Genomic DNA, 24,295 nt, shown 5'->3' with positions numbered 1-24,295 from the left:
GCATAAAATGAAACAAGCAGGACAACCTATTCAAAACGAGAAACAATTAGAAAAAATCAAAAATATACTTTTACAATCTTCAAAACGTGATGGCCTATTATTCGTATTAGCAGTTAACTCTGGCCTAAAAGTAAGTGAAATCTTACAATTAAAAGTTGGAGATGTCATCGATGAAAATGACACTGTTCGTCATTCCATTTTATTTTACAATGAAAAAGTGAAAAAACATAAATGGTTCGCTGTAAATGAAGACTTACAGCACGCAATTGAAGAGTATATGAAAGAACGTAAATCATGGAAACGAAATGAACCATTATTAAAGTCTCAAAAAGGAACAAAATCTATTACAAGGCAGCATGCATGGTATATTTTAAATAAAGCAGCAAAAGAAGTTGGTTTAGAAGGGATTAGCTCACATACACTTCGAAAAACTTGGGGATATTGTGCATATAAATCTGGTGTTGATATCGCATTTTTACAACACTTCTTTGACCATAGTACCCCATCAAAAACTTTAAAATATATCGGTATTGCATAAAGTAGATATTGTTCTTATACATAAAAAAGGTTACCAACAATTAATTGCTGGTAACCTTTTTTATGTTTCACAGTCTCTTTTCTTGTTTCTCCTAGTATTATAGCGGTACTCTAACAATAAGGGGGAAAATGATGAGCACATTAACAATTGAATTGCCAAAAGATATTGCTGAAAAACTCGATTTATTAAAACAAGTGTATCAAAAGAAAACAGGTGCTACTATTTCAGACAGTACACTTATCTCCAAGGAGTTTGTTCAAAAAATAACTCCTTTTGATTTACAACAATATGTTATAGAAAAAGAACAGCGTTAATGCTGTTTTTTATTATTTTAAATAAGAGCATCCTTTTCTTCAAAAAAATCGAAGCGAAGTCATCTTCCTAAGGGCATTACGAAAAGTTTATAGTTCCTCTTTTTTCTGAACGAATGTAAAAGTAGAGGGAGGACGTTTCCTCTCAAATATATATAAATTTTTTATTTTATTTTTGAAAACCATTGACAATGATAATGATAACCATTATCATTTATTATGAAGCCAACAATTGATGAATCAACCAAACGCTCAGTAACATTGTTACCCCTCTTTTTCATATAGAAAAGCACTGTACATTCCCCCTGTTTGTACAGTGCTTTTCTTTTTTTTTCTACATACATCAAGAACAATCAGCTTCTACTTATTCAAATAAATTCAGCTGCTCTGGCTTTGGCTCCCCGTATGTAATATTCATCATTTCCATCAATTGTTTTGCATTATCAGCTGCATCCCCACCTGAATTATTATTAAATAGCACATATATGTTTTTTGTTTTCTTCTGCAACTGTTTTAATCGGTCTACCCATTCCGCCAACTCTTGCCTATTATAGCGATATAAACAGCGAACTGCCCTCCAATTTTCGCTCTTATCGAGCCAGCCATGAACATTTCGTCCATGAAAACGGATCAGTGCCATGTCAGAATGAGTTGCTTCTAATACAAGCGGAACGGAACCAATACCCGCTTGTGGTTCATCACAAATTGTATGAATCCAATTCTCTTGTTCTAGAAATTGTAATGTTTTATCATGCATATGAGGGCGAAACCACGTTTGATTTCTAAACTCTATGGCACATGGAAACCCTTCCATTTTCTCCTTTGTATAACGCAGCAATTCTACATTTTTCTTCTGACAATCGAACCATGGTGGATATTGGAATAATATCGCCTGTAATTTATTTACCTCTTGAAGAGGTAGAATGGATTGTTTGAATACTTCAAACATCTCTTCAATTGTTGCAAATGGGATTTCTCCCTGCATATGCCCAGTCATTCCTTGATATGCTTTTACAACAAACGAAAAATCTTTCGGCGTTTCTCCTGCCCATTTTGTATAATTGCGAGCAGGTTGCATCGCATAAAATGAACTATCGACTTCCACAATAGGAAAATACTCACTATATGTTCGTAATTTATTTCTATTTTCGTAGGAATCTGTATATAAAGAGTCATGATCTCCCCATCCTGTTAATCCAATAGAAATCATTTATGCTCCTCCTTTCCTTGTCTTTCATCAAATGAAACTAGTTTCTCTGTCAAAATATGATATACTATATGGAAGAATTTTTAAATTGAGGGGTTATTTACTTATGCTTCAAGAGGATACTATTTTATCTCAGGAAAATCAAATAAAAGAGCTAGAAAATAAAGTTCGTTTTTATGAGCAACTATTGAATCACTTGCCACATCATTTTACATATAAAAATTCTCAGCTCGGCTTACAGATGCAGAAGAAGGGGAAGGCGTATTCTATCCAGCATATTCCAAAGGAAGACAAAGAACCAATTTTTGAACTTACTTGTGATTCTTTATTTCTATTTGAACAACTAGAAAAGCACTTCATTCATATTTTCGATGCTTTTTCTCATCATGTGACTTTTATTGATAAAAACGGAATCATTACACTATGTAATCGAGCTGCTGCTGATGATTTCGGTGTAGTAAGAAGCGCTATAATTGGAAAACCCATTCAAGACTTATTACAATTGCCACCAGAAAAAATAAAAGCACTAGAAACATTAAAAACGGGAAAAGAGAACTATAATGAAGAAATATTAGATAAAAATTATGGTATTTGTAACAATCGTATTATTCGTGATCAAAATGGTGAAATTTTCCGCGTGATTAGTGTTTTTCATTATTTGAATACAGAACGTGATGCAGAAAAGCTCGCCTTATCTGGGCGAATTGCTGCTGGAATTGCACATGAAGTTCGCAATCCACTTACAACAGTACGAGGATATTTACAATTTTTACAAGAAAATGTTTCACCTGTTCATAAAGAACTTTTTAAAAACTTACTAATTCCTGAATTAGATCGTGCAAATAGTATTATTACAAAATTTTTATCGATTTCAAAAGCTCACGAATTTAAACGGGAACCATTTCCTATCAACAATTTTTTACGTGAATATATTCAGCAATTGCTTGCTAGCGAAGCGTTTTTACATAATATCTCTATCGAATATAATCTATCTTCTGAATTGGAAGATGTACTTGTTCCGATTGATCGGCATGAACTTGTTCAAGTTTTTCTAAACTTATTTCAAAATGCTGTTGATGCAAAGAGCGATAAGCCTCTATCTATTAAAATTACAAGTCATCGTCTAGAAAATTTTGTACGCATTACATTTCAAGACAATGGAATTGGTATTCCTCCAGCAATTCAAGATTATATATTTGATCCATTCTTTTCTACGAAAGATGATGGAACTGGTCTTGGATTATCTGTTACGAAAAAAATTATTCAAAATCATGCTGGTACCTTAAAGGTTGCTAGTGATTCAAATGGTACAACCTTTTTTATTTCTATTCCGTTATCCCCCAAAAAACATGAAATATAAGAAATGATAAGAACCATGTTGTCACAAGATGTTCTTTCCTTCGTGATAACATGGCTCTTTCTTTTATACATCCCTCTTTTACGTTTCTTTACTTCAAATTTACGCTATCTTAATGCTAATTTTGTATGATAAGTAATGAAGACAAATGACATGAAAGAGGGATGAAAATGAAAGTTTTATTGTCAAAACACTTTGGGATCGTCCTCATATTTTGTATTTTTTTATGTTCAGGACTCTTGTTTACTTTGATTTATACCATAACATCAAACGCAGCTGAAAACCGCGCTACCGCTCCATACGAGCTCGTACATGCAAAACAAACTCTGATACCTCTTTCGTCTTCCCCTCATAAAGAAAAAAGAGTGATAAAGGGAATGCTCATTACAGAAGCTTCCACTTATCAAGACTTCGCTCAAATTGCAAGTGAACTCCAACAGCGTTATCAAAATCAAGGACTACATGAAATGACTCTATCCATCCACAATAAAAACAACGGACAATATGAAGAAGATCTACCTTATGAACCGATTCGTAAAGGAACCATTTCGATTATTTATACATCATCAACTGCAGCAAATATAAACATCCACATGCCATAAAAAGAGAGGCGAACGTTTCCATCGCCTCTTTTCAAAAAAATGGAATCCACTCTTTTACCTTATCAATCCATTCTTTCTGTTGTTCCTTTCTTTGCTGTTCTTCCTCTTTTCTTCTTTTCTCCTCTTCTTTCCTTCTTTTTTCTTCTTCAATTGTTTGTAACTGTTTTGTATATTCAGCCTCCGGTATTAAGGATAACTGGAATGCTTTTTGAGATGCTTTTTCTCCTACTTTGTTCATAATATCCCGAAACATCGTTGTTGTAATATGACTGCCACTTGGCACATAATGCTCATGGTCTGTCTTATCATATCCAACCCAAATTGCTCCTACTAAGTCTGGGGTATACCCTACAAACCATGAATCTTTTGCCCCGCTGCTTGGACCACCTACAATTTGAGTTGTTCCTGTTTTTCCTGCTGTATCAATATTTTTCAGCTTTGCTTTTTCACCCGTTCCTTTTTCAACAACACCCTTTAATAAATATGTCATCTTTTGGGCAACTTTTTCGGTTGTTATACGTGTTTCTTTTTTATACCATTTCCCTACTGTTTCGCCTTCAGTATTTTTTATTTCGCGAATTGCATGTCCCTCTACCTGCACTCCATTATTAGCAAATGTCGCATACGCTTGAGCCATAACAAATGGGGAAGTCCCTGTATGCATTCCACCGAGTGCGATAGGATACGTACGATCTTCTTCTTGCAACGGAATACCAAAACGCTCTAACGATTTCAGCCCTTTTTCTAAACCGATTTGTTTCAATAGCCAAACAGCTGATACGTTATACGACTTTGCAATCGCTTCGTACATCGTCACATCCCCATGAAAAATATGATCGCTGTTTTGAGGTGCATATTCTTTTATATGCAGTGGTTCATCCTTCAATATATCATATACTTCATACCCTTCTTCTAAGGCTGGTACGTACACTGCAAACGGCTTTAACGTTGATCCTGGTTGACGCTTTAATTGCGTCGCATGATTAAATTGTAAAAATTGATATGGTCCCCTGCTACCAACTAGTGCCGGAACACCACCTGTTTTCGGGTTCATCAGTACAATGCCTGTTTGAAGTAATTGATCTGAGCTACGATCTTTAAAATACCTATTATTATTAACAACATCTTCTACCGCTTGCTGTTTTTTAGGATCAAGTTCGGTATAAATGTGATAACCACCAGCTAAAATTTCATTTTGGGTTAAATCATATTTCTCCATTGCTTCTCTTACAATATAATCTACATATTGTGAGTATTTCCCTTTATATTTATCATCTACACCTCGGCGTAGCACAAGTCCTTTTTCTTTTTCTTTGCTATATTGTTCCTCCGAAATATACCCTTGCTCCTTCATTAAAGCTAGCACAATATTCCGTCTTTCAATGGATTTATTGAAATTTTTATAGGGGGAGTAAGTAGACGGAGCCTTAATAAGACCAGCTATGGTAGCAGCCTCTGCTATCGTTAAGTCTTTCACTTCTTTATCAAAATATGATTTAGCAGCTTTCCTTATCCCCCAAGCGCCTTCACCAAAATAAATTTGATTCATATACATCTCAATAATTTCATCTTTCGTATATGTGCGCTCTATTTTTTTCGTTAAAAAATATTCTTTAAATTTCCTTGAAAATGTTCGTTCTTGTGTTAAAAATACATTTTTCGCAAGCTGTTGCGTGATTGTACTCCCTCCCGCAATGACTTCACCCGCAGTAACATTCTTTAATATAGCATTCAAAATTCCACTATAATAAATTCCATGATGGTTATAAAAATGTTTGTCTTCTACTGATATTATGGCTTGAACCATAATATCAGGTATGTCTTTTCTTTTAATTCCTTCTGTTTTAGAAGACGATAACTTAGCTGCCACTTCATTATTTGCATCATAAATAAGTGTTGGTTGTGGAACTGCTTGTTTTAATGCTGATATGTCTTGAATGGATATCATTATATTTATTGCAACAAAGAGAGTTATGAATAAACCACCTAAAATCAATAATGTATTGCGCAGTTTCTTTCTCTTGTTGAACCACTCAAGCACGTTCTTAAAATGAGTGTTGTCCAATTTCATTTATCCACTTCCTTCATTCCTTTACACTCTTGTATTAAAAGGAAGAAACTCCCTCCTTTTAAATTCATTATAATATCGTAATCCATTCTTAGGTGTAAAGTATTTCTTTTACATTCATACTTTTTACAAGAAAAGGACATTCTACAAGTAAGATATTCACAGTTGATTACTAATATTATTAATGCATCAAGATAAGTTATGTTAAGTTTTTGTAAACTTTTCGATAAAATGTTTTAAAAAACGACAGTTTTTTGTTAGAATTGATTAGCCAATATATTTTACATATATTACTTTTCGGTGGGGGTAACAATAATGGTTTTTAAATCTAAAAAAGATAAATTTTCTGAAATGTTAATGAACGTTTCTGAAAATTTAAAAGAAGGCGCTAAGTTCTTTGTGGAATATAAAATTAAGAACGCTAGTGATCTCAAAGAATTTTCTATGCGCATGAAAGAATACGAGTCAAAGGGTGACTCATTTATTCACGAAATCATTATGGAGCTAAACAAAGCGTTTATCACTCCAATTGAACGTGAAGACATTTTACAACTGGCAATGAGCATGGACGATGTATTAGACGGATTAGATCACAGTGCTGGTTTATTTGAAATGTACTCTATCACAGAAGCTGATGAATACATGATTAAATTCGTTGAAGCAATTAATCAATGTGCAATCGAGATTGCTGCTTCTGTAGAATTAATGTCTAATAAGAAACTGCTTGACATTCGTACAAACGCGATTAAGATTAAAGATTACGAATCACAATGTGACGATATTCGTCGTCATGCCATTAAGCATCTATTCTCTCGTGAAAAAGATCCTATTAAGATCATTCAGTTCAAAGAAATTTATGAAGAATTAGAAGAAGTAGCTGATAGCTGCCAAAGCGTAGCAAACGTGTTAGAAACAATTATTATGAAGAACGCATAAGGAGTTTGATCATGGATACAGTCTTGATTTTAACTGTTTTAATAGTCATTTGTGCTTTAGCTTTCGACTTTATTAACGGATTCCATGATACAGCGAACGCCATTGCAACAGCTGTTTCTACAAAAGCTTTGAAGCCACGACAAGCGATTATTATGGCAGCTATTATGAATTTTTTAGGTGCAATGACATTTACTGGTGTAGCAAAAACAATTACAAAAGATATCGTTGATCCGTTTGCATTAGAACACGGTTCAGAAGTTATTTTAGCCGCTTTACTTGCTGCGATCGCGTGGAACTTAATTACTTGGTACTATGGAATCCCAAGTAGTTCTTCGCATGCAATTATTGGTGCAATCGCGGGTGCTGCAATTGCTGCTGCTGGTGTAGCATCCATTAACTTTAAAGGATTTATTAAAATCATCGAATCATTAATTATTTCACCGATTGTTGCATTTGTAATTGGATTTATTGTATACAGTATTTTTAAAGTCGCTTTTAAAAATTTCAACTTAACAAAAACAAACCAAAATTTCCGTTTATTCCAAGTTGGAACCGCAGCTTTACAAGCTTATACACATGGTACAAATGATGCGCAAAAAGCAATGGGTATTATTACAATGGCACTGATGACAAACAACCTCCATAGTTCTGAAGATATTCCATTCTGGGTTCAATTCTCATGTGCTCTCGCAATGGGACTTGGTACTTCTATTGGCGGGTGGAAAATTATCAAAACTGTCGGTGGACAAATTATGAAAATCCGCCCTGTAAATGGGGTAGCTGCCGATTTATCATCATCTCTTGTTATTTTCGGTGCAACATTTATTCACTTGCCAGTTAGTACAACACATGTCATCTCTTCCTCTATTTTAGGGGTAGGAGCATCACATCGTGTAAAAGGTGTAAAATGGGGAACTGCCCAAAGAATGTTAATTACTTGGGTCATTACACTCCCAATTTCCGCTTCTTTAGCAGCTTTATTCTATTACGCATTACATTTCATTTTTTAATCAAAAGTCGCCTTCCTTATTTTTTCCAGGAAGGCGACTTTTTTGTGAACAGTCTTATTTCTTATCAAAAAGTGTGTATAATGAATGTTGGACTTGTTATATAGAGGAGTTGGCAATTTTGGAATATATCATGCTACTTTTTATTGGATTAATTGCAGGAACAATTGGAAGTCTTGTAGGGCTAGGAGGAGGAATTATCGTTGTTCCTTTACTGATTGGACTACATAGCTTATCGCCCCAAATCGCAGTAGGGACTTCCATTGTAACTGTTGTTTTCACAGGCCTTTCTTCTACGCTTGCTTATGTGAAGCATAAACGAGTAGATTATAAAAGTGGGCTTATTTTATTTATTGGTAGTGGCCCTGGTGGCATCATTGGATCGTGGGCAAACAAATTTTTAAATCAAGATACTTTCTCTTTATACTTTGGAATCTTTCTTATTTGCGTATCGATTCTTCTTATGTTACGCGATAAGCTGAAACCTCTTTCCTTATCAAATGCAACGGTTATTAAGCGTTCTTTCACGGATACTGAGGGAAATACTGCTTATTATCAGTTTCCGCCATTTCTTTCTATCCTTATCGCATTTATAGTCGGTTTCATATCTGGACTATTCGGCATTGGCGGAGGAGCTTTACTCGTTCCTGCTATGATGCTGTTGTTTGCTTTTCCAGCTCAAATCGCTGTTGCAACTTCCATGTTTATCGTTTTATTATCAGCAATAGTAAGTTCTTTCACTCACATCTCCCTTGGTAATGTAAGTTGGATTTATGCATTAATCTTAATTCCAGGTGCTTGGATTGGAGGGAAAATCGGGGCTTATATTAATACAAAGTTAAGTGGCAATGCAATCATTAACTTATTACGCATTACATTAATAATCCTTGGGGCAAGGTTGATTATTACTTCATTCCTATAACGCGTTCTCCTTAGAATGCGTTTTTTTATACACACGAATAGAAAAAGACACCTAACACAATACATAGGACAATGCACATACACAGCAACATGAAATTTGATATATACATTTTTCTCAAGTGAATCACTCCTTATAACTGCTTACCCTTATCATAGCGAAAAAACAGCTATCTTATCGTTACAAAGCACTAACAATGCAAAATCAATTATTACAGATTAAATCTCTTTATTGCATTCCTTTGTATAGTCTATCTATTATATAAAAAAGATGTCATATCGACATCTTTTTAATGAAGGAGTGACCATCCCATAAAATCTTCATGTACTTGGCACGCTCGTTTGTCATTTCGATCATATAGTTCAGCATAACTATCAGTTTTCTCATCGTAAGCCATTGTATAAATGATTTGACCATCTATTACAACGGATAGAACGACTCCGCCTTTCATCTCTTCCACATGTATGATTGCATTAGCTGGTATTTTCATATCAGTCATTTTCGGATCTAACAATATACTAAACCCCCTACAGCATATTCATGGTTCGTACGATTACACACTAAATAGTATACTACTGTAATAGCATATATTTCGTCAATACAATTACAACATGGATACAAAATAGAAAAAGCATGGTTTATCATGTCTTCTACTTTCGCTCCATGTCGAAAAAAATAAGTATGAAAAAACGAATGAACATATACATGCATATTATAAACACAAATTCGACTATATCGATTAAAATAAAATACATAGGAATATTTAAATGAGGTGCTAACATTGATTTTACATAAAGGAGAGCTATTATTCCGTCAAGGTGAAGAAGGACCCTTATACTTTGTGAAAACAGGTCTATTAAAAGTGGTTCGATTACAAGAAGATGGAACACCATTTTTATTTAATATTATTGTTCCAGGTGAGACAATTCCTCATCATTCTTTAATTTCACCTAAAGAATACCACGGAACAGCCATCGCTTTAATGAAAACTGAAATTGAACCTATTATGAGTCAAGAATGGTATGATAAGCTGCGAAAAAATCCAGAATTATATGCTAACGTTGCACTACAGTTACAAACGAAATTACGAATGATGCAACAGCGAATTGATCAATTAACAACGGTCTCGCCAAGGGAGCGCCTTCATCGGTTACAACAATGGTTTTCATTATATTTAGGTGGCATTCCGATTTATGAAATATTAACGCAAACTGAAATTGGTCAACTCATTGGTGTGCGACGTGAAACCGTAAATCGTTTATTACGAGATCAAATCAAAAACGAGGTGAAATAACCTCGTTTTTGATTTGGTAAATTCTCTTTATTGTAAGCTAACTGCTGGTCCAAAGAACTCATAGTGAATACGATCAGCTGGAACTCCCCACTCTAGTAACACTGCATTGATATGTTTCATAAATGGTACTGGACCACAGAAATAAAATTCCGCTTCATTTGAAGGAATAATAGATTGTAACCAAGCTAAATCAATAAGTCCTTCTTTCTCAAAATTTTCCGCTTGTACATCTTGCTTTGTTGGTGCTGAATAACAAGTATATACTTTCACTCTTTCTTTACTTTCTGCTACCTTTTGGACATGCTCTTTCATTGCATGGACTTTACTATTTAACGCTGCATGAATAAAGTATACATCGCGGTCCATTTCTCTCTCAGTTAACGTATTAAACATACTCATCATAGGCGTAATTCCTACACCACCGCTTATTAATACAACCGGTAAGTTTGAATCTATATTTAATACAAAGTCTCCAGCTGGTGCACTGAGTGGCAAAATATCTCCTTCGTGAACATGGTCGTGTAAATAATTCGAAACTTTCCCATCCGGTGCTTCTGCACTTGTTTCACGTTTTACACTAATACGATAATACTCTTTTCCAGGAGCATCCGATAAACTATACTGGCGATTATGTATATACGTTTCTCCTTCTATACGAATTTGAACCGTTACATACTGACCAGGTAAAAACATTGATAGTTCTCCACCGTCTTCTGGTTTTAAGTAAAACGATGTAATAACGTCGCTCTCTTTCTCTTTTTTCACAACAATAAAGTTACGTAACTCTTTCCAGCCGCCTTCTTTTTTTGCTGCTTCTTCATACATTTCCGCCTCGATACGAATAAATGCATCAGCAATTACACCATACGCTTCGCCCCAAGCATCCAACACTTCTTGCGGTGCGCCTGCTACCTCTTTAATTGCCTGTAATAAACAATTTCCTACAATTGGATAATGTTCAGCTTTAATTCCTAAGCTTCTATGTTTATGACCAATCTGTTTGACAACAGGAATAATGGCTTCCAAGTGATCAATATACATAGCCGCCGCACACACTGCACTTGCTAACGCTTGTTGTTGTCTTCCTATTTTCTGGTTTGTATGATTAAAAATATTTAATAACTCCGGGTGTTCCGCAAACATAATTTGATAAAAGCGTGTCGTGATATCAACACCTTTTTCTTGTAATAATGGTACTGTTGATTTTACAATTTCAATTGTTTTTTGACTTAACATTGTATCTCACTCCTCTGTTTCCTTGACTACTGTTAGTGTAAAAGAGTTTTTGATGGAACGTTGTGATTTTAATCACTATAAACACGGTGTTTTTGTGAAAAATATATGAACAATTTAAATTTATCCTACAATAAAGTTCTCATATCATAAAAATTAGGCAGAAGTAGATTGACCGATTCATAAAGGCGATTTATTATAAAACGAGTTCTATATCATACACCATTGTATATTTTCCTTTTATACGGATAACAGAATACTTTGTAGGAAATGAAACTTACTAATTTCCTTCTACGAACTGTACCCCGAATCGTGAACACTAAAAACAGTCCATGACTCGGTTTTTTTGTGTATATTTATAAGCAAACCTCGTTATAATAGATACAACGATAGAAGTGAGGTATAAATGCTAGTGTTGAGATGTACACTTTTGATTGAATAAATATGCTCTAAAATGATTGAGGAAGTATAAGTGAAATATAGCTACTAAGCCATTTTCGTCAAAAATATATGTACAGGAATATCTGTTGTACATTGTTTTTTTACTTTTTTCATACATATCCTTGAATAGGATTTGTGTAACAAAGCCATTTCAATATATGTGTGCCAACAACTGAAGCGTTAGCGAAAGGCGTTAGTCAAGTTCTAGAAACACACAATTTCTGCTGATATTTAAAGCATTTCTGTACAACTTTATACAAGCAAAACTGTACCTTTAAGAATAATCATTTACAGTGAGGTAAGGAAACAACTAGAAAAGAATCAACCGGAACAAAAGATGGTAACCGATATGACGTATTTATTTTATGAGAAAGGGAAAAAAGCATATTTATCGTGTGTAAAAGATTGTAAGATGCGAGAGAGTTTAGCCTATCACGTCTCTCCCTCTTTACAAATGGAGATCGTCTATCAAACACTCAAAAAATGGAAAGTTAGATTCGGAGGCACCATTCATCCAGAAGTCCTGCTTCATTCCGATCAAGGTGTTCATTACACTCATCCGGAATACCAAAAGCGAGTAAGAGAAATGGGGCTCAGACAATCTATGTCACGTAGAGGCAACTGCTTAGATAACGCTCCAATGGAATCCTTTTTCGGTCATATGAAGGATGAATGAAATGATAAATGTTGTCAAACATTACAATGTCACCCAGAAGTGATAGACGAGTATATGCAAGATTATCATTATGACCGTTATCAATGGACACTCAAAAAGATGATTCCGGTACAATACCGGAATCATCTTTTAAGTGCTTGATTTTTAAAGTTCTTTTTATGAAACTGTCCATTTTAAAGGATACAGTTTAGTTATGGAACACCCTTTTCCGATACTACATATACATGTGTAATAATGATAACGAACCTATATACAGCATTTTGTTTGATGGAAACATCCTCGACTTAGACAACAAAAGACATAGTAAAACAAGATCTTCGCTTTATAAAGAAACGGATCCATTCTATCTAGAGTTCAAATACTTTGAAACAGCTATATCCATTCTTTCTGAAATAGAAGCTATGCATATGATGAAAAAAGACTACTTACTTTACGGGATCAGCCTGTCCAAAATCAACTAAAGTTTATCGCGCAACTATTTAGAATAGTTGCGCGATAAAAATTCCATTAAGAATCTATATACCTCTTTCAAATATAGGTATTCTTTGCACTAGAACCGTACTTAATAACAATAATTTTATAATTTTATATATAGATAATTAACTTAATATATTATAAACTTGAAACAATACAGTTAGTGTTACCTCTCAAATTGTATTCCCCAAAGTAGCTAGGTAATAGAAAATGATCTCCTTTTTTAAAGAAGAAGTGTTCGCCTTCTTTAATTAATTCCCCTTCCCCCTCGATTACACTAACAAGAAGGAAGGGTTTTTCTTGTTTTAAACTAGCTGATCCATCTAACTCCCATTTTTCCACTGAAAAATACGGACATTCAATAAAGTTTGTTACACTCAAATCTTCTATTTTTTCATGTTTCACCGATAACTGCTTTTGTATACATGGTGTTTCAGTTACTTCAATACTCTTTTCAAGATGAAGTTCACGTAAGTTCCCTTCTGAATCTTTTCTATCATAATCATACAATCTATAGGTTGTATCAGAATTTTGCTGCGTTTCTAGTATTAAAATTCCTTTACCAATTGCATGAACAGTTCCGCTTGGCACATAGAAGAAATCTCCCGGGTTCACCTTCACACGATGTAACAGTTGATTCCATTCTTTCTGTTTAATCATAGTCACTAATTCTTCTTTTGTTTTTGCATGATGTCCATAAATAATTTCTGCGTCTTCTTCGGAATCGATTACATACCAGCATTCTGTCTTTCCCAATTCTCCGTTTTCATGCACATTGGCATACTCATCATTTGGATGAACTTGAACAGATAAACCTTGATTAGCATCCAAAATTTTTGTAAGAAGAGGGAAACGCTTTCCCTCCACATTTCCAAATAAATCTCGATGTTCTTCCCACAATTCACCTAAAGATAACCCTTTATACTTTCCGTTCTTAACAATACTTTGTCCATGTTGATGCGCTGCAAAAGCCCAACACTCTCCAGTTTGATTTGATGGAATCTCATATCCAAAAGAAGTTAAATGGGTTCCCCCCCAAATTCTTTCTTTAAAAACAGGTGCAAAAAATAATGGTTCAGTCATAATTAAACTCCTCCATTCTATACAATTTCATCTAATAGTTTGTATGCTTCTTCTTTTGTTCGGACGGATAATAAACGCTCTCTATAACTGTCATCCATTAGTTTCCGAGAAAGTATTTGAAGGATTTTTAAATGTTCATTTCCTTCACTTTCTTTTGGTACTGCAATCATAAATATTAATTTCGCTTTCGTTCCATCAAGGCTTTTCCAATCTATGCCCGATTGTTTAATCCCAAATACTACACTCGGTTTCTTAACAGCAGCTGATTTCCCGTGTGGAATCGCAATATTCATACCAATTCCTGTTGTACTTTCGTTCTCACGGTTCATAATCGCTTGTTTAAATTCTGCTTTTGAATGCAGTACACCAATATGGTTTAATTTTTGAATCATTTCATCAATGATGTCATCTCGTGTTTCTCCTGTTAAATCTGTTTCAATTAACTCTAAACTTGTAATATCTGTTAATTTTTTTATTTCTACTTGTTTGCTTTCTACTTCTGTTTCTTGTAGTACCTGTGGTATTTCTTTTGTCGCTGAAACTTCTTTTATTTCTACTACTTCTGACATGTCGGCTTTTGAAATATCTTTTTTCAACACGTTTACCACAAGTGCAGTCACAATAGAACCAACAATTACAGCTACAAAGAACATAAATACATTATCTACTGCTCCTAACACTGCAACAATTGGACCACCATGTGCCACTCTATCACCTACATGCCCAATCATCGCAATCACAGCACCTGTCATTGAACCAGCCATAATACTTGGAATCACACGAAGTGGATCTTGTGCAGCAAATGGGATAGCTCCTTCAGTAATACCAAAGAGTCCCATTGTAAATGATGCCTTTCCCATTTCTCTTTCTGACTCTTGAAACTTTCTCTTTCCTATAAACGTAGCAAGTCCCATTCCAATTGGTGGAATACAGATTGCTGCAGCAATTGGCCCCATAATTTCATAGTTTCCTTCTCCAATCATTGCTGAACCGAATAAGAATGCAACCTTATTGACTGGACCACCCATGTCAAATGAAATCATTGCTCCTAAAATCAATGCTAAGAGAATTGAACTCGATCCTTGCATACCCGCCAGCCAAGCAGTTAATAACTCGAAAGCTTGTGCGACAGGAGCACCTATAATAAATATAAATGCTAAACCAACTACAAGTGTAGCAAACACTGGAATAATAATGATTGGCATAATAGGTTGAATCGCCTTCGGGACTTTTATTTTTTTAATTCCTAATACTATATAACCTGCTAGAAAACCAGCGATAATTCCGCCAAGAAAACCAGCGCCACTTTCACTTCCATAAAAGCTTCCTGTTGCTGCAATATATCCACCAATCATACCAGGAACAAGACCAGGTTTATCAGCTATACTGTATGCAATATATCCAGCTAATATTGGAACCATAAATGTAAATGATGCACCGCCAATTTGTTCAATTTCTTTCCAGAAAGATCCCTCTGGAATTACTAAACCTCCAGGTGTTTTTTCTCCACCGAGCGTCAATGCGATTGCAATTAATAATCCACCAACTACAATAAATGGCACCATAAAAGATACACCATTCATTAAATGACGATATATCGGATTTTGCTTTCTTTCCTGTTGATTACTTGCTACTGTTTTCGATTGTGAATGGTAGACGGGTACATCTCCACTTGCTACTTTCTGAATTAATTCCTCTGGTTTACGGATACCATCTTGAACTCCGACAACTAATAATTTTTTACCTATGAATCTATCTTTATTTACCGCTCTATCAGCAGCTATAATGATCCCGTCTGCTTCTCGAATATCTTGTTCAGTCAGCTCATTTTCTACCCCTATACCACCTTGGGTTTCAATTTTCATTTGAACCCCTAATTTATCTGCTGCTTTTTGCAAATTTTCTGCTGCCATATAAGTATGGGCAATTCCATTCGGACACGATGTTATCGCTAACAGTTTCATTTTTAGTCCTCCTCACACTGCTTTGTAAGCGCCTACATATAATATAAATTAATATTATGATAATAAAAGTTTCATTTTTTACCGGAACTTCCGGAAAAATAACTCTTTTACCTAAACAAACAAAAAAGTGAAGTATTTAGACCTCCACTTTTCGTTTAATTATGTAGATAGGATAAAAATTTCATTACATTTGTTTCTTTCGTCAGCTTTTGAACAAAGTATGGTTGCTCACTTATTAAAGATAGCTCGTAGAACAATCGTTTCGTTACCTCTTGTCCATCACTTTTAACTGCTAGCATAAATACAAGTGATACCTTCTCTGCCCCCCAATCAATCGGTTCTTTTAATGTAGCAATTGCAATGACTGACTCCTTAATAAACTTAGGATTGCCGTGAGGAATCGCAATCCCAGCTCCAATTGTTGTTGCCGACATCTTCTCTCTTACAATCGCATTTTCTGCATACTCTTTGTCTACATACCCTTTACTATGTAAAGCATATGCTAACTTTTCAATTAATTCATATGGATGTTGTACATCTTGTTGTAAAAATATTAAAAATGGAGATGTATAATTAAGCATAACAAAATCTTTTTGTTTTTTATAACTCGGTTCATCGCATTCTTTTATGAAGTCTCCTAGTTTCTTTTCTTCCGTTCCCTCTAATAATGGGGATACTACAATATGAGGAATATTTAAATCCGAGAGAAAAACGGTAGAAATAACCAAATCCACCTGGCGATGTTTCTTTAAATATTCATGTAAATCAGCTTTTGCAATACAGTCCATCACATGGACATGATGAAATTTCCGCTCAATTTTTGTCCGTAACAGCTGTGACATACCAATTCCTAGATGACAGACAATAATTACATTTTTTGATTTTTCCTGATGATTTAACCGTTCAACAGATGCTTCAAAGTGTAGAGTGAGATATGCTGCTTCTTCTTCCGGAATACATAGATTTAGAGATTTATTTATTTCTTCTAATACCTGAATCAACATATTAAACATATAAGGATACATTCTTTTTATATCATGTAGCATAGGATTAGATACAGAAAGATCATAGTTCAAGCGGTTCAATGTGGTGTATAGATGAATAGTTAATCCTTCGATTAAAATTTGGTCCCTACTGAAATCCATTTCACACGACTGTGTCATGCATTGAACTAGTTGCTTTACAACCTTAGAAAGGATCGGATTACTTTCAGTAAGTTTATCCCCTCCTCCTGTTTTATCTTGATAACGGAATTTCCCACCCAAAATATGAGCTGTTAAATACGTTGCTTCTTCTTCTGTAAAATGAACCGCGAAAACACTCTCTAATCGTTTTAAAAACTCTAATGTCCATTTGTATTCTTTAGTTTCTTGCATTGTTTTCATTTCCTCTTCAGAAGTTAAAATGGGTTGCTTCAGTTTCATTCTCCGTACCATAAGCAACGTATGTATTAATAATCCTTCAAATGCATCATCTGAAAAAAACAATTCATATCGTTTTTGGAGCGCTTTCAATTCAGTTGTAACAAATTCAACTTCATGATATGAAAATTGTTCCTTAATAAATTGATTCGTTAGTTCAGAGTTACAAATTAAATCTGATAATCTAGCCAACGCTTTCCTTTTGTTTTTTTCATTCCCCTCAATAATCAATCCTACTCGCTGTTTTGAAACGACAGTTAAGTCAAAATGATGTAACCACTTTTCAATTTTATCTAAATCTTTTTTTATAGTAGTCCGGCTTACAAAATGTTGAGAAGCCATATCCTGTGCAGTAACTGCTTTTATATTCATTAACAAGTTATAAGCAATTCGTAGGATTCTTTCTTCATCTGATTCATACGTTGTACAATTATTTATACGATAAAGTTTATTAAATAAATCTACCTTTTCATATTCTTCAATCTCTAAGTAAACCCCTAAGCCCGGTTTCTTTACAAGAACTGCACTCGAATAATTCGTCAGATATTCCTCAATTACTTTAAAATCATTACGAATTGTTTTTTCGGAGCAATTTACTTGTTCTGCAAGGTATTGTACTAATAAATAGTCATTAGGTTCAGATAACAACAGAAGCAAAATTTCTTTTTGTCTTGTATTCATGAATTTCACCTGTCTCTTATACTCTTCTATGTTACATGCATTACTTTACCAGATATTGTACTCTCTTATAATTGATCTGGTCAAGAGAAGAAAAAACATGATTTCCCAGATCAGAAAATCATTAGAAAAGGGGCTGCCCCTAGTTCCTACCACCCAAAAATGATGACAAAAGTGATTCTCTATACGTATACGCAAAAAAATCTATTCTTGTCGTGATATTGCCAAATCATTACGAGAACACCTACCAATGATGTGAGTATCTGGGCAACAAATGCCGGATTTTCGAACGATTAATCGCATTCGCTCCGAACGAATGAAAGATAGGATTGAACCTCTTTTCTCGGAATTCATTCAGCTCTTATGAAAACAAAACTACATATCTATGGAGAACTACTTTTTGGATAGAACAAAAATAGAAGCGATTGAGTTTGTGGCTAATCGCCATAGCCCACAACTTCCTCAAACAGGCGAAAAAAAAACGCTCGTTTGAGGAAAAAAATCAAAAAAATAACAAAACCCACGGAGAAACTACATTTTCTCCATGGGTTTTAGTCATTTAAAGGAACTTTTTGGACAGCTCCTTCTCTTTTATTTACCATAATTTCTTTTTTGCTTTTCCAAAATGAACTACAAAGATTATGTCAAAAGTAGTGAGGGATACTAAATAAGTGCTAGCACATGCTATTCTCATAATATGACTTCGGTGCAGTTATTTAATAAAAGTCAGTAGTTTTCTTTACCGAATACGCAATTTTCTAGCTTTAATTTCACTTTACTGAATACAAAAAACTAAATACGTAAAAAAAGAGGTTGCCAAAAGTAGCTATTCCGATACTTTTGGCAAAACCTCTTTGTTTTGGAGAACTTGTTCAATAACTTGCACCTCTTTTCCGTCTCCAAATTCCGTATATCCCCATATATTTGTCTCACCCGTATACTTATTTACAATGATATCTAAATCATGATAAATTCGATGAGCATATACAACATATTCAATATTCCGTGCTTCTATACCCATTTTCATAACGTCATAACTCCGTCTTACATCGCGCTTTATCTTCTCATTTTTCACTTGTTTATGTATACCTTTTAGAAACTGCTCTTGTTCTTGAAACCATTTCACAAGATGATTCCAATCTCCCTCTGTATATTGATCCGCTTTACCGTAATTTAAAAAATCATTATAGTCTTCATGAGTTGTACGGATAAATTGTAATACATGCTTTTTTTCCTTCACATCATCTACTTTAGGCATTGTCGATACACCAGCAGGTTTACTTGCATAATGTAACAATACTTTCATACATCCATAGCTTGCAAGCCCCATTATCATAATCATTCCCAGTACACCCAATATCCTCTTCATATGCCGACTCCTTTTCTATTAGGAATATTACATTTATTTCTATAAATCGTTATATTTGTAACATTCTCTAATTGAAAAAGAATTCCTGTATAAATACTTCTTATCATTTCAACACTGTTTTTCTACACATTTCGCGCTGGTAAATACTGCTGTAGAATCACATGTCCTTCATAAGCAGCATAGCCTAATATGACAAGTAGACCAATGTAACAACCAAATACAATCCACCTTGTTTTCGCATCGACTTTATAATATTCCTCTTGTTGTTTCTTTTCCTTCTCCCATTGATTTCCTTTTGTTTCTAATAACGCGATCGCTTCTTTCATACGATTGGTATGTTCTTCTTTTTCCTCTTCATATGGCACATAATCAAGCGCTTCAAATTTAGGCACAATATACTCTAATACTTCAATTTTTTGGCTTTCTCCTGTTTCAAGCTTCTTTTCTTTCGCCTTTTGTCTCAATTGTCCCATTTCATGGTGAGCTACATAAAGCGTTCGATGCACTGCTCCTGTTTCAAGAAACTCTTCTTGCAATTTAGAAAGATACGTTTTTAATATTTCTACTTTGTAACCTAATTCTTCAATCGGCTTATCACGCTTCATTACTCGATACAGTTCCATGCATCCTATAACAAAAATGAAAAATCCGATAATACTTGTAAAGAAAATGGAATAGCCAAGCAATAAAACAAGACCGCCAATCCAAATTTTCGTGCTAACAACCGAAATAATTCTTCCGCCATCTAAAGGCGATACCGGAATTAAATTAAAAAAGTTCAACATGCTTCCCAGTAAAATCACGAGTGCCCAGAATGGCTCATTCGTTAGCATATAAAGCGGAATAGCTGGTAAAAATGATAACAAACCAAATAAAGGTCCCATATAAGCAAGATACGCCTCATCCTTTGCATTTTTCGGCATCTCCTTCATTCCAATTAACGCACCCATAAATGGAATGAAAATTGCCGGTGACGTAGGTATACCTTTTCGCTTCGCCGCCCATAAATGTCCCATTTCATGTACGAAAAGTAAATAAATGAGTGCGACTCCAAATTTCCAACCATATATAGCTGCATATGCTCCGAGTGATAACAACATACTAAATACTGTTGAAAATTTAGCAAATTTCAAAATTGCTAATACCCATTTCAGCTTAGAAAATAAAAAGATTCCGACTGCAGCCAAAATTCCCCATAATCCCTTTGTATTTTTCTTTTGCATCATTTTCTCCTTTTTTCTTTCTATTATGCCATAATTTGCTCTTTTATTGGAAACTATGTTTATAACATCTAATTTTAGCCAAAAATATAAATGAAAGGAGGTTATAACATGACATTACAAGTTTTCATAATAGGAACTCTTTCTTTTTTAGCTTCTACATTCATTTTCTATACAGTTAGTTACGTCTTATTATTAGACTTGTTACCGAATCATTTCGTTATTTCTCTAATTATTCTTTCTGCTCTCATGATTTCTTATCTTATTACAAGAAAATCAATGAATAAACCTTCTGCAAAAACAAAGTAATGGAGCGAACCTCTTGGCTAGCTCCATTATCATTTCCTAGGAAAGATTACATTCATCTTTGAAAATTCATTTTTTCACCATAATCTTTTACAATTTGAATAATATTTTGAAATATACCTATTCTTTCTTTGTTATGATTTAACATGTATAAATCATAATAATCATAATATACTTCTATTGCCTTTTGCTGTGAAATTGATACATTGTTAAGCGGCACGATAAAATGAGCTTCATATTGCTTATATCCTTCTCTTACTTGCTCTCCTAAAATCATTTCACTCGTTTTCCGTCCAATTATTTGTTGAATCTTTTCTGGAAACACAATTTGAAAATAATATTCTTTTTCAGTTTCTAACGCTTTATATAAAGAATTTGAGATTGTATAAAATATAGTATAATGTGCGTTGTTATTGTCTACTTTAATATGAAAAGCTGTAATTTGCATATCATTTTTTGTTACTTCTGCTAAACTCCCCCCCTCTATATGATTATGATGAATCATTGGAAGGAGAGCTAGAAGCTGCTTTGTCTCCTGTTTAGGAATCTTATATATTCCGTTCTCATTTTGAAGCCACCCTTCGCGAGATTCTCCTCTAAGCCATGCACGGTATATTTCCTTTTTCCCTTCCTTCTCAATTTGTATTTCATACTCAGGTTCTCCGAAGCTCCCTATTATCTCTTGTTTTTTAGCTTTATGAATAATATCTACTACCCGTTTTGCCTCTTCCTCTTTCAAAATTTTTTCTATCTTTCCTTTTTGTAAAATGGTAACTTTTATGCTTTCTTGCACACTACTCACCATCTCTTCGTTTTGTCCTTTCTCTTTCGGCTGTCCTATTTTACTACATGATACAAGCAAGATTATCCATAGACATAATACATATTTTCTCTTCACTCGATCCCCTCTATCTTACTAAGTATAAGAAATACTTATAATCTGCACTAATAAAAGCGTAAGGAAGCCTCACATCTATCTGTGAGGCTTCCTCATTTCATAATCTCATTTTGCAACACTCTTGATAGCCTCCACTTCTAGCCTGTGCACTTCCACACTTTGGACATACTAAATATCTAGACTGGTTTGCCAACAAACTACCTTTTGGAAGGAGTAACACTTCTGCTTGTTTAAATGAACGTGAATAATATAACCATATAAAACCACAAATAGCGAGAATCCCCAATAAAACTCCCATTGCAAGCATTTCTGCCACCTCTTTTTAGGTTTGTTCTTTCCAGCAAGTGGATTGTTGTATTATTCTCTATAAAATTTTAAAATTCCTTCTCTCCCCCCATAATCGTCTTATTTATCTGTAAATTTAACAATCCTTTATATTGTTTTACACAATTTTTACAAAAAATATTGTTTCACTCTCATACACTAAAGTGAACCTTCAAACAGAGACGTCTCTTCATCTATACTTACATTCTTCATAACCAACGTTTTACGAATCTGCTTTTTTTGAGGTGATCGTATTACAATCACCCAGACTTTTAGAAGATACCTTTTCAAAAAATGAGTTGCAGAGAGGAGTATCATCATGTATCCCTTCTTCTTGTTTACTTTCTTGATGAAATTGGTTATCTCTATTTTCATTCCTTCTCCGAACATACCCGTACAGATTATTAGCCTCAACGATTTTCATGGACAATTAAATACAACATCTATGCTACATGGAAAAGCTGTAGGACGCGCAGATTACCTCGCTAGCTATATTCAAATGTATCGCATGAAAAATCCAAATACTTTGCTTGTACATACTGGAGATATGATCGGTGGAAGCCCTCCTATTTCAGCATTATTTCATGACGAACCAACTATGGAATTTCTCAACAAACTACAATTTGATGTAGGTACAGTTGGAAATCATGAATTTGATAAAGGTCCTATCACGCTATACCAACTTATTAATGGTGAACTTTTTTATAAAAAAACTACTTTTTCTGGTAGTACATTTCCTTATATATGTGCAAATGTAGTAGATAATCGTAGCAATAAGCCTCTCTTTCCACCTTATACAATTAAATGGATTGAAGGGATTCCGATTGCATTTATTGGTATCACAACAAAAGATACTCCTTTTGTCACAATGTATAGCAATATGTCCTCTGTGCGCTTTTTAGATGAAGCTTCTACAGTTAATGATTATGTGCATCACCTACAACAACAAGGTATTCATGCATTTATTATTCTTGCGCATCTTGGCGGTCGCACAAATGAAGGTATTACAAATGGAGAACTAGCTCATCTAGCAAATAAAGTAGACGCTGATGTTGATATTATCTTTGGAGGGCACACTCATTCTTATATAAACGGAAATATGAACGGAAAATTACTTGTTCAAGCTTATTCTTATGGAAAAGCTTTTTCAAACGTTACTCTTACCTTAAATCGAACAACGAAAGACATTATGAAAAAACAAGCCGAGATTATCCCTGTTTACCAAGAGAAACTTCTGCCGAATCCACACATCACATCATGGCTACAAACTTATTCTTCAAAAATTCATTCTAAGGTAGAAGAGACATTAGGCGTAACAAATTACAAGCTCACTCGAAAGCAGAATAAACATGGGGAATCCGATTTAGGAATACTGATTGCTACAGCACAACGCCAAACAATGAATGCTAATATTGCCTTTGTAAACCCTGGAAGCATTCGATACGACTTACAGAAAGGGAACATTACATGGGAAGATACTTTTCTCATACAGCCATTTGGAAACAAACTTATTAAAATGGATCTATCCGGAAAAGAAATTCGAAGAGCCTTGCAAGAACAATGGGAAGGTGAAACGCGTATTTTACAAGTTTCAGGACTACGTTACAGTTTGAAGGATTATACTTTACAAAATATTTCACTAGAAAACGGAACACCATTGCGAGATAATGAAGTATATTCAGTTGTCATCAATTCATTTTTAGCAAATGGCGGAGATAAATTTAGTGTGTTTAAAGCAGGGCGAAATCGAATCGAAGGCCCAACAGATCAAGAAGCTCTTGCAAATTACATACGCTCCATTTCATATATCAATACGCTTCCACAAAGTTTCATCCAAAAAAACTATTGACTTTTTTGAAGAAACATGCAAAAATACTGTCAAAATACTTAAACAAAATTCATTGACGAGAACGAGTACGTTATAGGACTGTTCCCTAGAGAGTTGGCATTTTGCTGCAAGCCAATGTTC

22 protein-coding genes, 2 pseudogenes and 1 other annotated feature (1 of these 25 cut by a window edge) are annotated in these 24,295 nt (G+C 34.4%); of the genes and pseudogenes, 13 read left to right on the top strand and 11 right to left on the bottom strand.

All coding sequences use genetic code 11. The annotated features are described in order from the left end of the window. The first annotated feature begins 7 nt into the window (after positions 1-7). Positions 8-538, top strand: a complete 531-nt coding sequence (locus MR059_RS00850; protein WP_011984260.1) for a tyrosine-type recombinase/integrase — start codon at positions 8-10, stop codon at positions 536-538. A gap of 131 nt (positions 539-669) precedes the next feature. Further along, entirely contained in the window at positions 670-852 is a 183-nt protein-coding gene (locus MR059_RS00845; RefSeq protein ID WP_011984259.1) for a DUF3924 family protein, read from the top strand. Positions 853-1,213: 361 nt separating this feature from the next. On the opposite strand, the gene MR059_RS00840 is transcribed toward MR059_RS00845, so the two are convergent. Then, positions 1,214-2,059, bottom strand: a complete 846-nt coding sequence (locus MR059_RS00840; protein WP_011984258.1) for a DUF72 domain-containing protein — start codon at positions 2,057-2,059, stop codon at positions 1,214-1,216. Positions 2,060-2,162: 103 nt separating this feature from the next. Between MR059_RS00840 and MR059_RS00835 the strand changes: the two genes are divergently transcribed. Then, positions 2,163-3,416, top strand: coding sequence for an ATP-binding protein (locus MR059_RS00835; protein ID WP_011984257.1), 1,254 nt, complete (start codon positions 2,163-2,165; stop codon positions 3,414-3,416). Between the two features lie 167 nt (positions 3,417-3,583). Next, entirely contained in the window at positions 3,584-4,015 is a 432-nt protein-coding gene (locus MR059_RS00830) for a hypothetical protein (protein WP_011984256.1), read from the top strand. 31 nt (positions 4,016-4,046) lie between these two features. Here MR059_RS00830 and MR059_RS00825 read toward each other — a convergent pair whose 3' ends face one another. After that, positions 4,047-6,086 (bottom strand): transglycosylase domain-containing protein, encoded by a 2,040-nt coding sequence (locus MR059_RS00825; RefSeq protein ID WP_011984255.1) that lies wholly within the window; start codon positions 6,084-6,086, stop codon positions 4,047-4,049. Between the two features lie 312 nt (positions 6,087-6,398). On the opposite strand from MR059_RS00825, the gene MR059_RS00820 reads away from it, so the two are divergent. The 3 genes from MR059_RS00820 to MR059_RS00810 all read left to right on the top strand — a co-directional run bounded on the left by MR059_RS00820 (position 6,399) and on the right by MR059_RS00810 (position 8,948). Beyond that, complete coding sequence (locus MR059_RS00820; RefSeq protein ID WP_011984254.1) at positions 6,399-7,019, top strand: DUF47 domain-containing protein; 621 nt, start codon at positions 6,399-6,401, stop codon at positions 7,017-7,019. A gap of 11 nt (positions 7,020-7,030) precedes the next feature. Next, entirely contained in the window at positions 7,031-8,029 is a 999-nt protein-coding gene (locus MR059_RS00815; RefSeq protein ID WP_011984253.1) for an inorganic phosphate transporter, read from the top strand. Positions 8,030-8,147: 118 nt separating this feature from the next. Next, positions 8,148-8,948: a sulfite exporter TauE/SafE family protein gene (locus MR059_RS00810; RefSeq protein ID WP_011984252.1), complete on the top strand. Its 801-nt coding sequence runs from the start codon at positions 8,148-8,150 to the stop codon at positions 8,946-8,948. A 286-nt stretch (positions 8,949-9,234) separates the two neighbouring features. Here MR059_RS00810 and MR059_RS00805 read toward each other — a convergent pair whose 3' ends face one another. Continuing rightward, complete coding sequence (locus tag MR059_RS00805; RefSeq protein ID WP_011984251.1) at positions 9,235-9,459, bottom strand: hypothetical protein; 225 nt, start codon at positions 9,457-9,459, stop codon at positions 9,235-9,237. A 267-nt stretch (positions 9,460-9,726) separates the two neighbouring features. On the opposite strand from MR059_RS00805, the gene MR059_RS00800 reads away from it, so the two are divergent. Continuing rightward, entirely contained in the window at positions 9,727-10,239 is a 513-nt protein-coding gene (locus MR059_RS00800) for a Crp/Fnr family transcriptional regulator (protein WP_011984250.1), read from the top strand. 27 nt (positions 10,240-10,266) lie between these two features. Here MR059_RS00800 and hmpA read toward each other — a convergent pair whose 3' ends face one another. Further along, a complete protein-coding gene (hmpA, locus tag MR059_RS00795) occupies positions 10,267-11,475 on the bottom strand; it encodes an NO-inducible flavohemoprotein (RefSeq protein ID WP_011984249.1) in 1,209 nt (402 codons plus the stop codon). A gap of 676 nt (positions 11,476-12,151) precedes the next feature. Here hmpA and MR059_RS00790 point away from each other — a divergent pair. Continuing rightward, the gene (locus MR059_RS00790; RefSeq protein ID WP_308806024.1) at positions 12,152-12,589 is read left to right on the top strand and encodes a DDE-type integrase/transposase/recombinase; all 438 of its coding nucleotides are present in this window, start codon (positions 12,152-12,154) and stop codon (positions 12,587-12,589) included. Between the two features lie 21 nt (positions 12,590-12,610). Continuing rightward, positions 12,611-12,730 (top strand): annotated as a pseudogene (locus tag MR059_RS22120) (IS3 family transposase); the annotation flags it as partial. 471 nt (positions 12,731-13,201) lie between these two features. Here MR059_RS22120 and manA read toward each other — a convergent pair. The 3 genes from manA to MR059_RS00775 all read right to left on the bottom strand — a co-directional run bounded on the left by manA (position 13,202) and on the right by MR059_RS00775 (position 18,212). After that, entirely contained in the window at positions 13,202-14,149 is a 948-nt protein-coding gene (gene manA, locus MR059_RS00785; RefSeq protein ID WP_373367227.1) for a mannose-6-phosphate isomerase, class I, read from the bottom strand. A 14-nt stretch (positions 14,150-14,163) separates the two neighbouring features. Beyond that, entirely contained in the window at positions 14,164-16,110 is a 1,947-nt protein-coding gene (locus MR059_RS00780) for a PTS fructose transporter subunit IIABC (RefSeq protein ID WP_011984247.1), read from the bottom strand. A gap of 155 nt (positions 16,111-16,265) precedes the next feature. Further along, the gene (locus MR059_RS00775; protein ID WP_011984246.1) at positions 16,266-18,212 is read right to left on the bottom strand and encodes a BglG family transcription antiterminator; all 1,947 of its coding nucleotides are present in this window, start codon (positions 18,210-18,212) and stop codon (positions 16,266-16,268) included. A 138-nt stretch (positions 18,213-18,350) separates the two neighbouring features. On the opposite strand from MR059_RS00775, the pseudogene MR059_RS22430 reads away from it, so the two are divergent. Then, positions 18,351-18,660: pseudogene (locus tag MR059_RS22430) on the top strand (transposase); the annotation flags it as partial. 375 nt (positions 18,661-19,035) lie between these two features. Here MR059_RS22430 and MR059_RS00765 read toward each other — a convergent pair. Together MR059_RS00765 and MR059_RS00760 are read right to left on the bottom strand one after the other, a co-directional pair. Further along, the gene (locus MR059_RS00765) at positions 19,036-19,578 is read right to left on the bottom strand and encodes a hypothetical protein (protein WP_041809571.1); all 543 of its coding nucleotides are present in this window, start codon (positions 19,576-19,578) and stop codon (positions 19,036-19,038) included. A gap of 122 nt (positions 19,579-19,700) precedes the next feature. Continuing rightward, on the bottom strand, positions 19,701-20,801 hold the full coding sequence (locus tag MR059_RS00760) for a site-2 protease family protein (protein ID WP_011984244.1): 1,101 nt from the start codon (positions 20,799-20,801) through the stop codon (positions 19,701-19,703). 108 nt (positions 20,802-20,909) lie between these two features. On the opposite strand from MR059_RS00760, the gene MR059_RS00755 reads away from it, so the two are divergent. Next, entirely contained in the window at positions 20,910-21,107 is a 198-nt protein-coding gene (locus tag MR059_RS00755) for a hypothetical protein (protein ID WP_011984243.1), read from the top strand. Positions 21,108-21,159: 52 nt separating this feature from the next. Here the strand turns inward: MR059_RS00755 and MR059_RS00750 are convergent, their stop codons facing one another. Beyond that, positions 21,160-22,002 carry a YhfM domain-containing protein gene (locus MR059_RS00750; protein ID WP_011984242.1) on the bottom strand — a complete coding sequence of 281 codons (843 nt, stop codon included), beginning with the start codon at positions 22,000-22,002 and terminating at the stop codon, positions 21,160-21,162. 97 nt (positions 22,003-22,099) lie between these two features. Next, positions 22,100-22,309 carry a hypothetical protein gene (locus MR059_RS00745; RefSeq protein WP_011984241.1) on the bottom strand — a complete coding sequence of 70 codons (210 nt, stop codon included), beginning with the start codon at positions 22,307-22,309 and terminating at the stop codon, positions 22,100-22,102. 336 nt (positions 22,310-22,645) lie between these two features. Between MR059_RS00745 and MR059_RS00740 the strand changes: the two genes are divergently transcribed. Beyond that, positions 22,646-24,175, top strand: a complete 1,530-nt coding sequence (locus MR059_RS00740) for a bifunctional metallophosphatase/5'-nucleotidase (RefSeq protein WP_011984240.1) — start codon at positions 22,646-22,648, stop codon at positions 24,173-24,175. 43 nt (positions 24,176-24,218) lie between these two features. Continuing rightward, positions 24,219-24,295, top strand: a binding site (T-box leader); it runs 181 nt beyond the window's last position.

This window comes from Bacillus cereus group sp. BfR-BA-01522 (genome assembly GCF_022662635.1).
In the GTDB taxonomy this organism is placed as follows: Bacteria; Bacillota; Bacilli; order Bacillales; family Bacillaceae_G; genus Bacillus_A; species Bacillus_A cytotoxicus.
The sequence above is the reverse complement of the archived record's forward strand: the minus strand, read 5'-3'. Positions and strand labels throughout refer to the sequence as shown.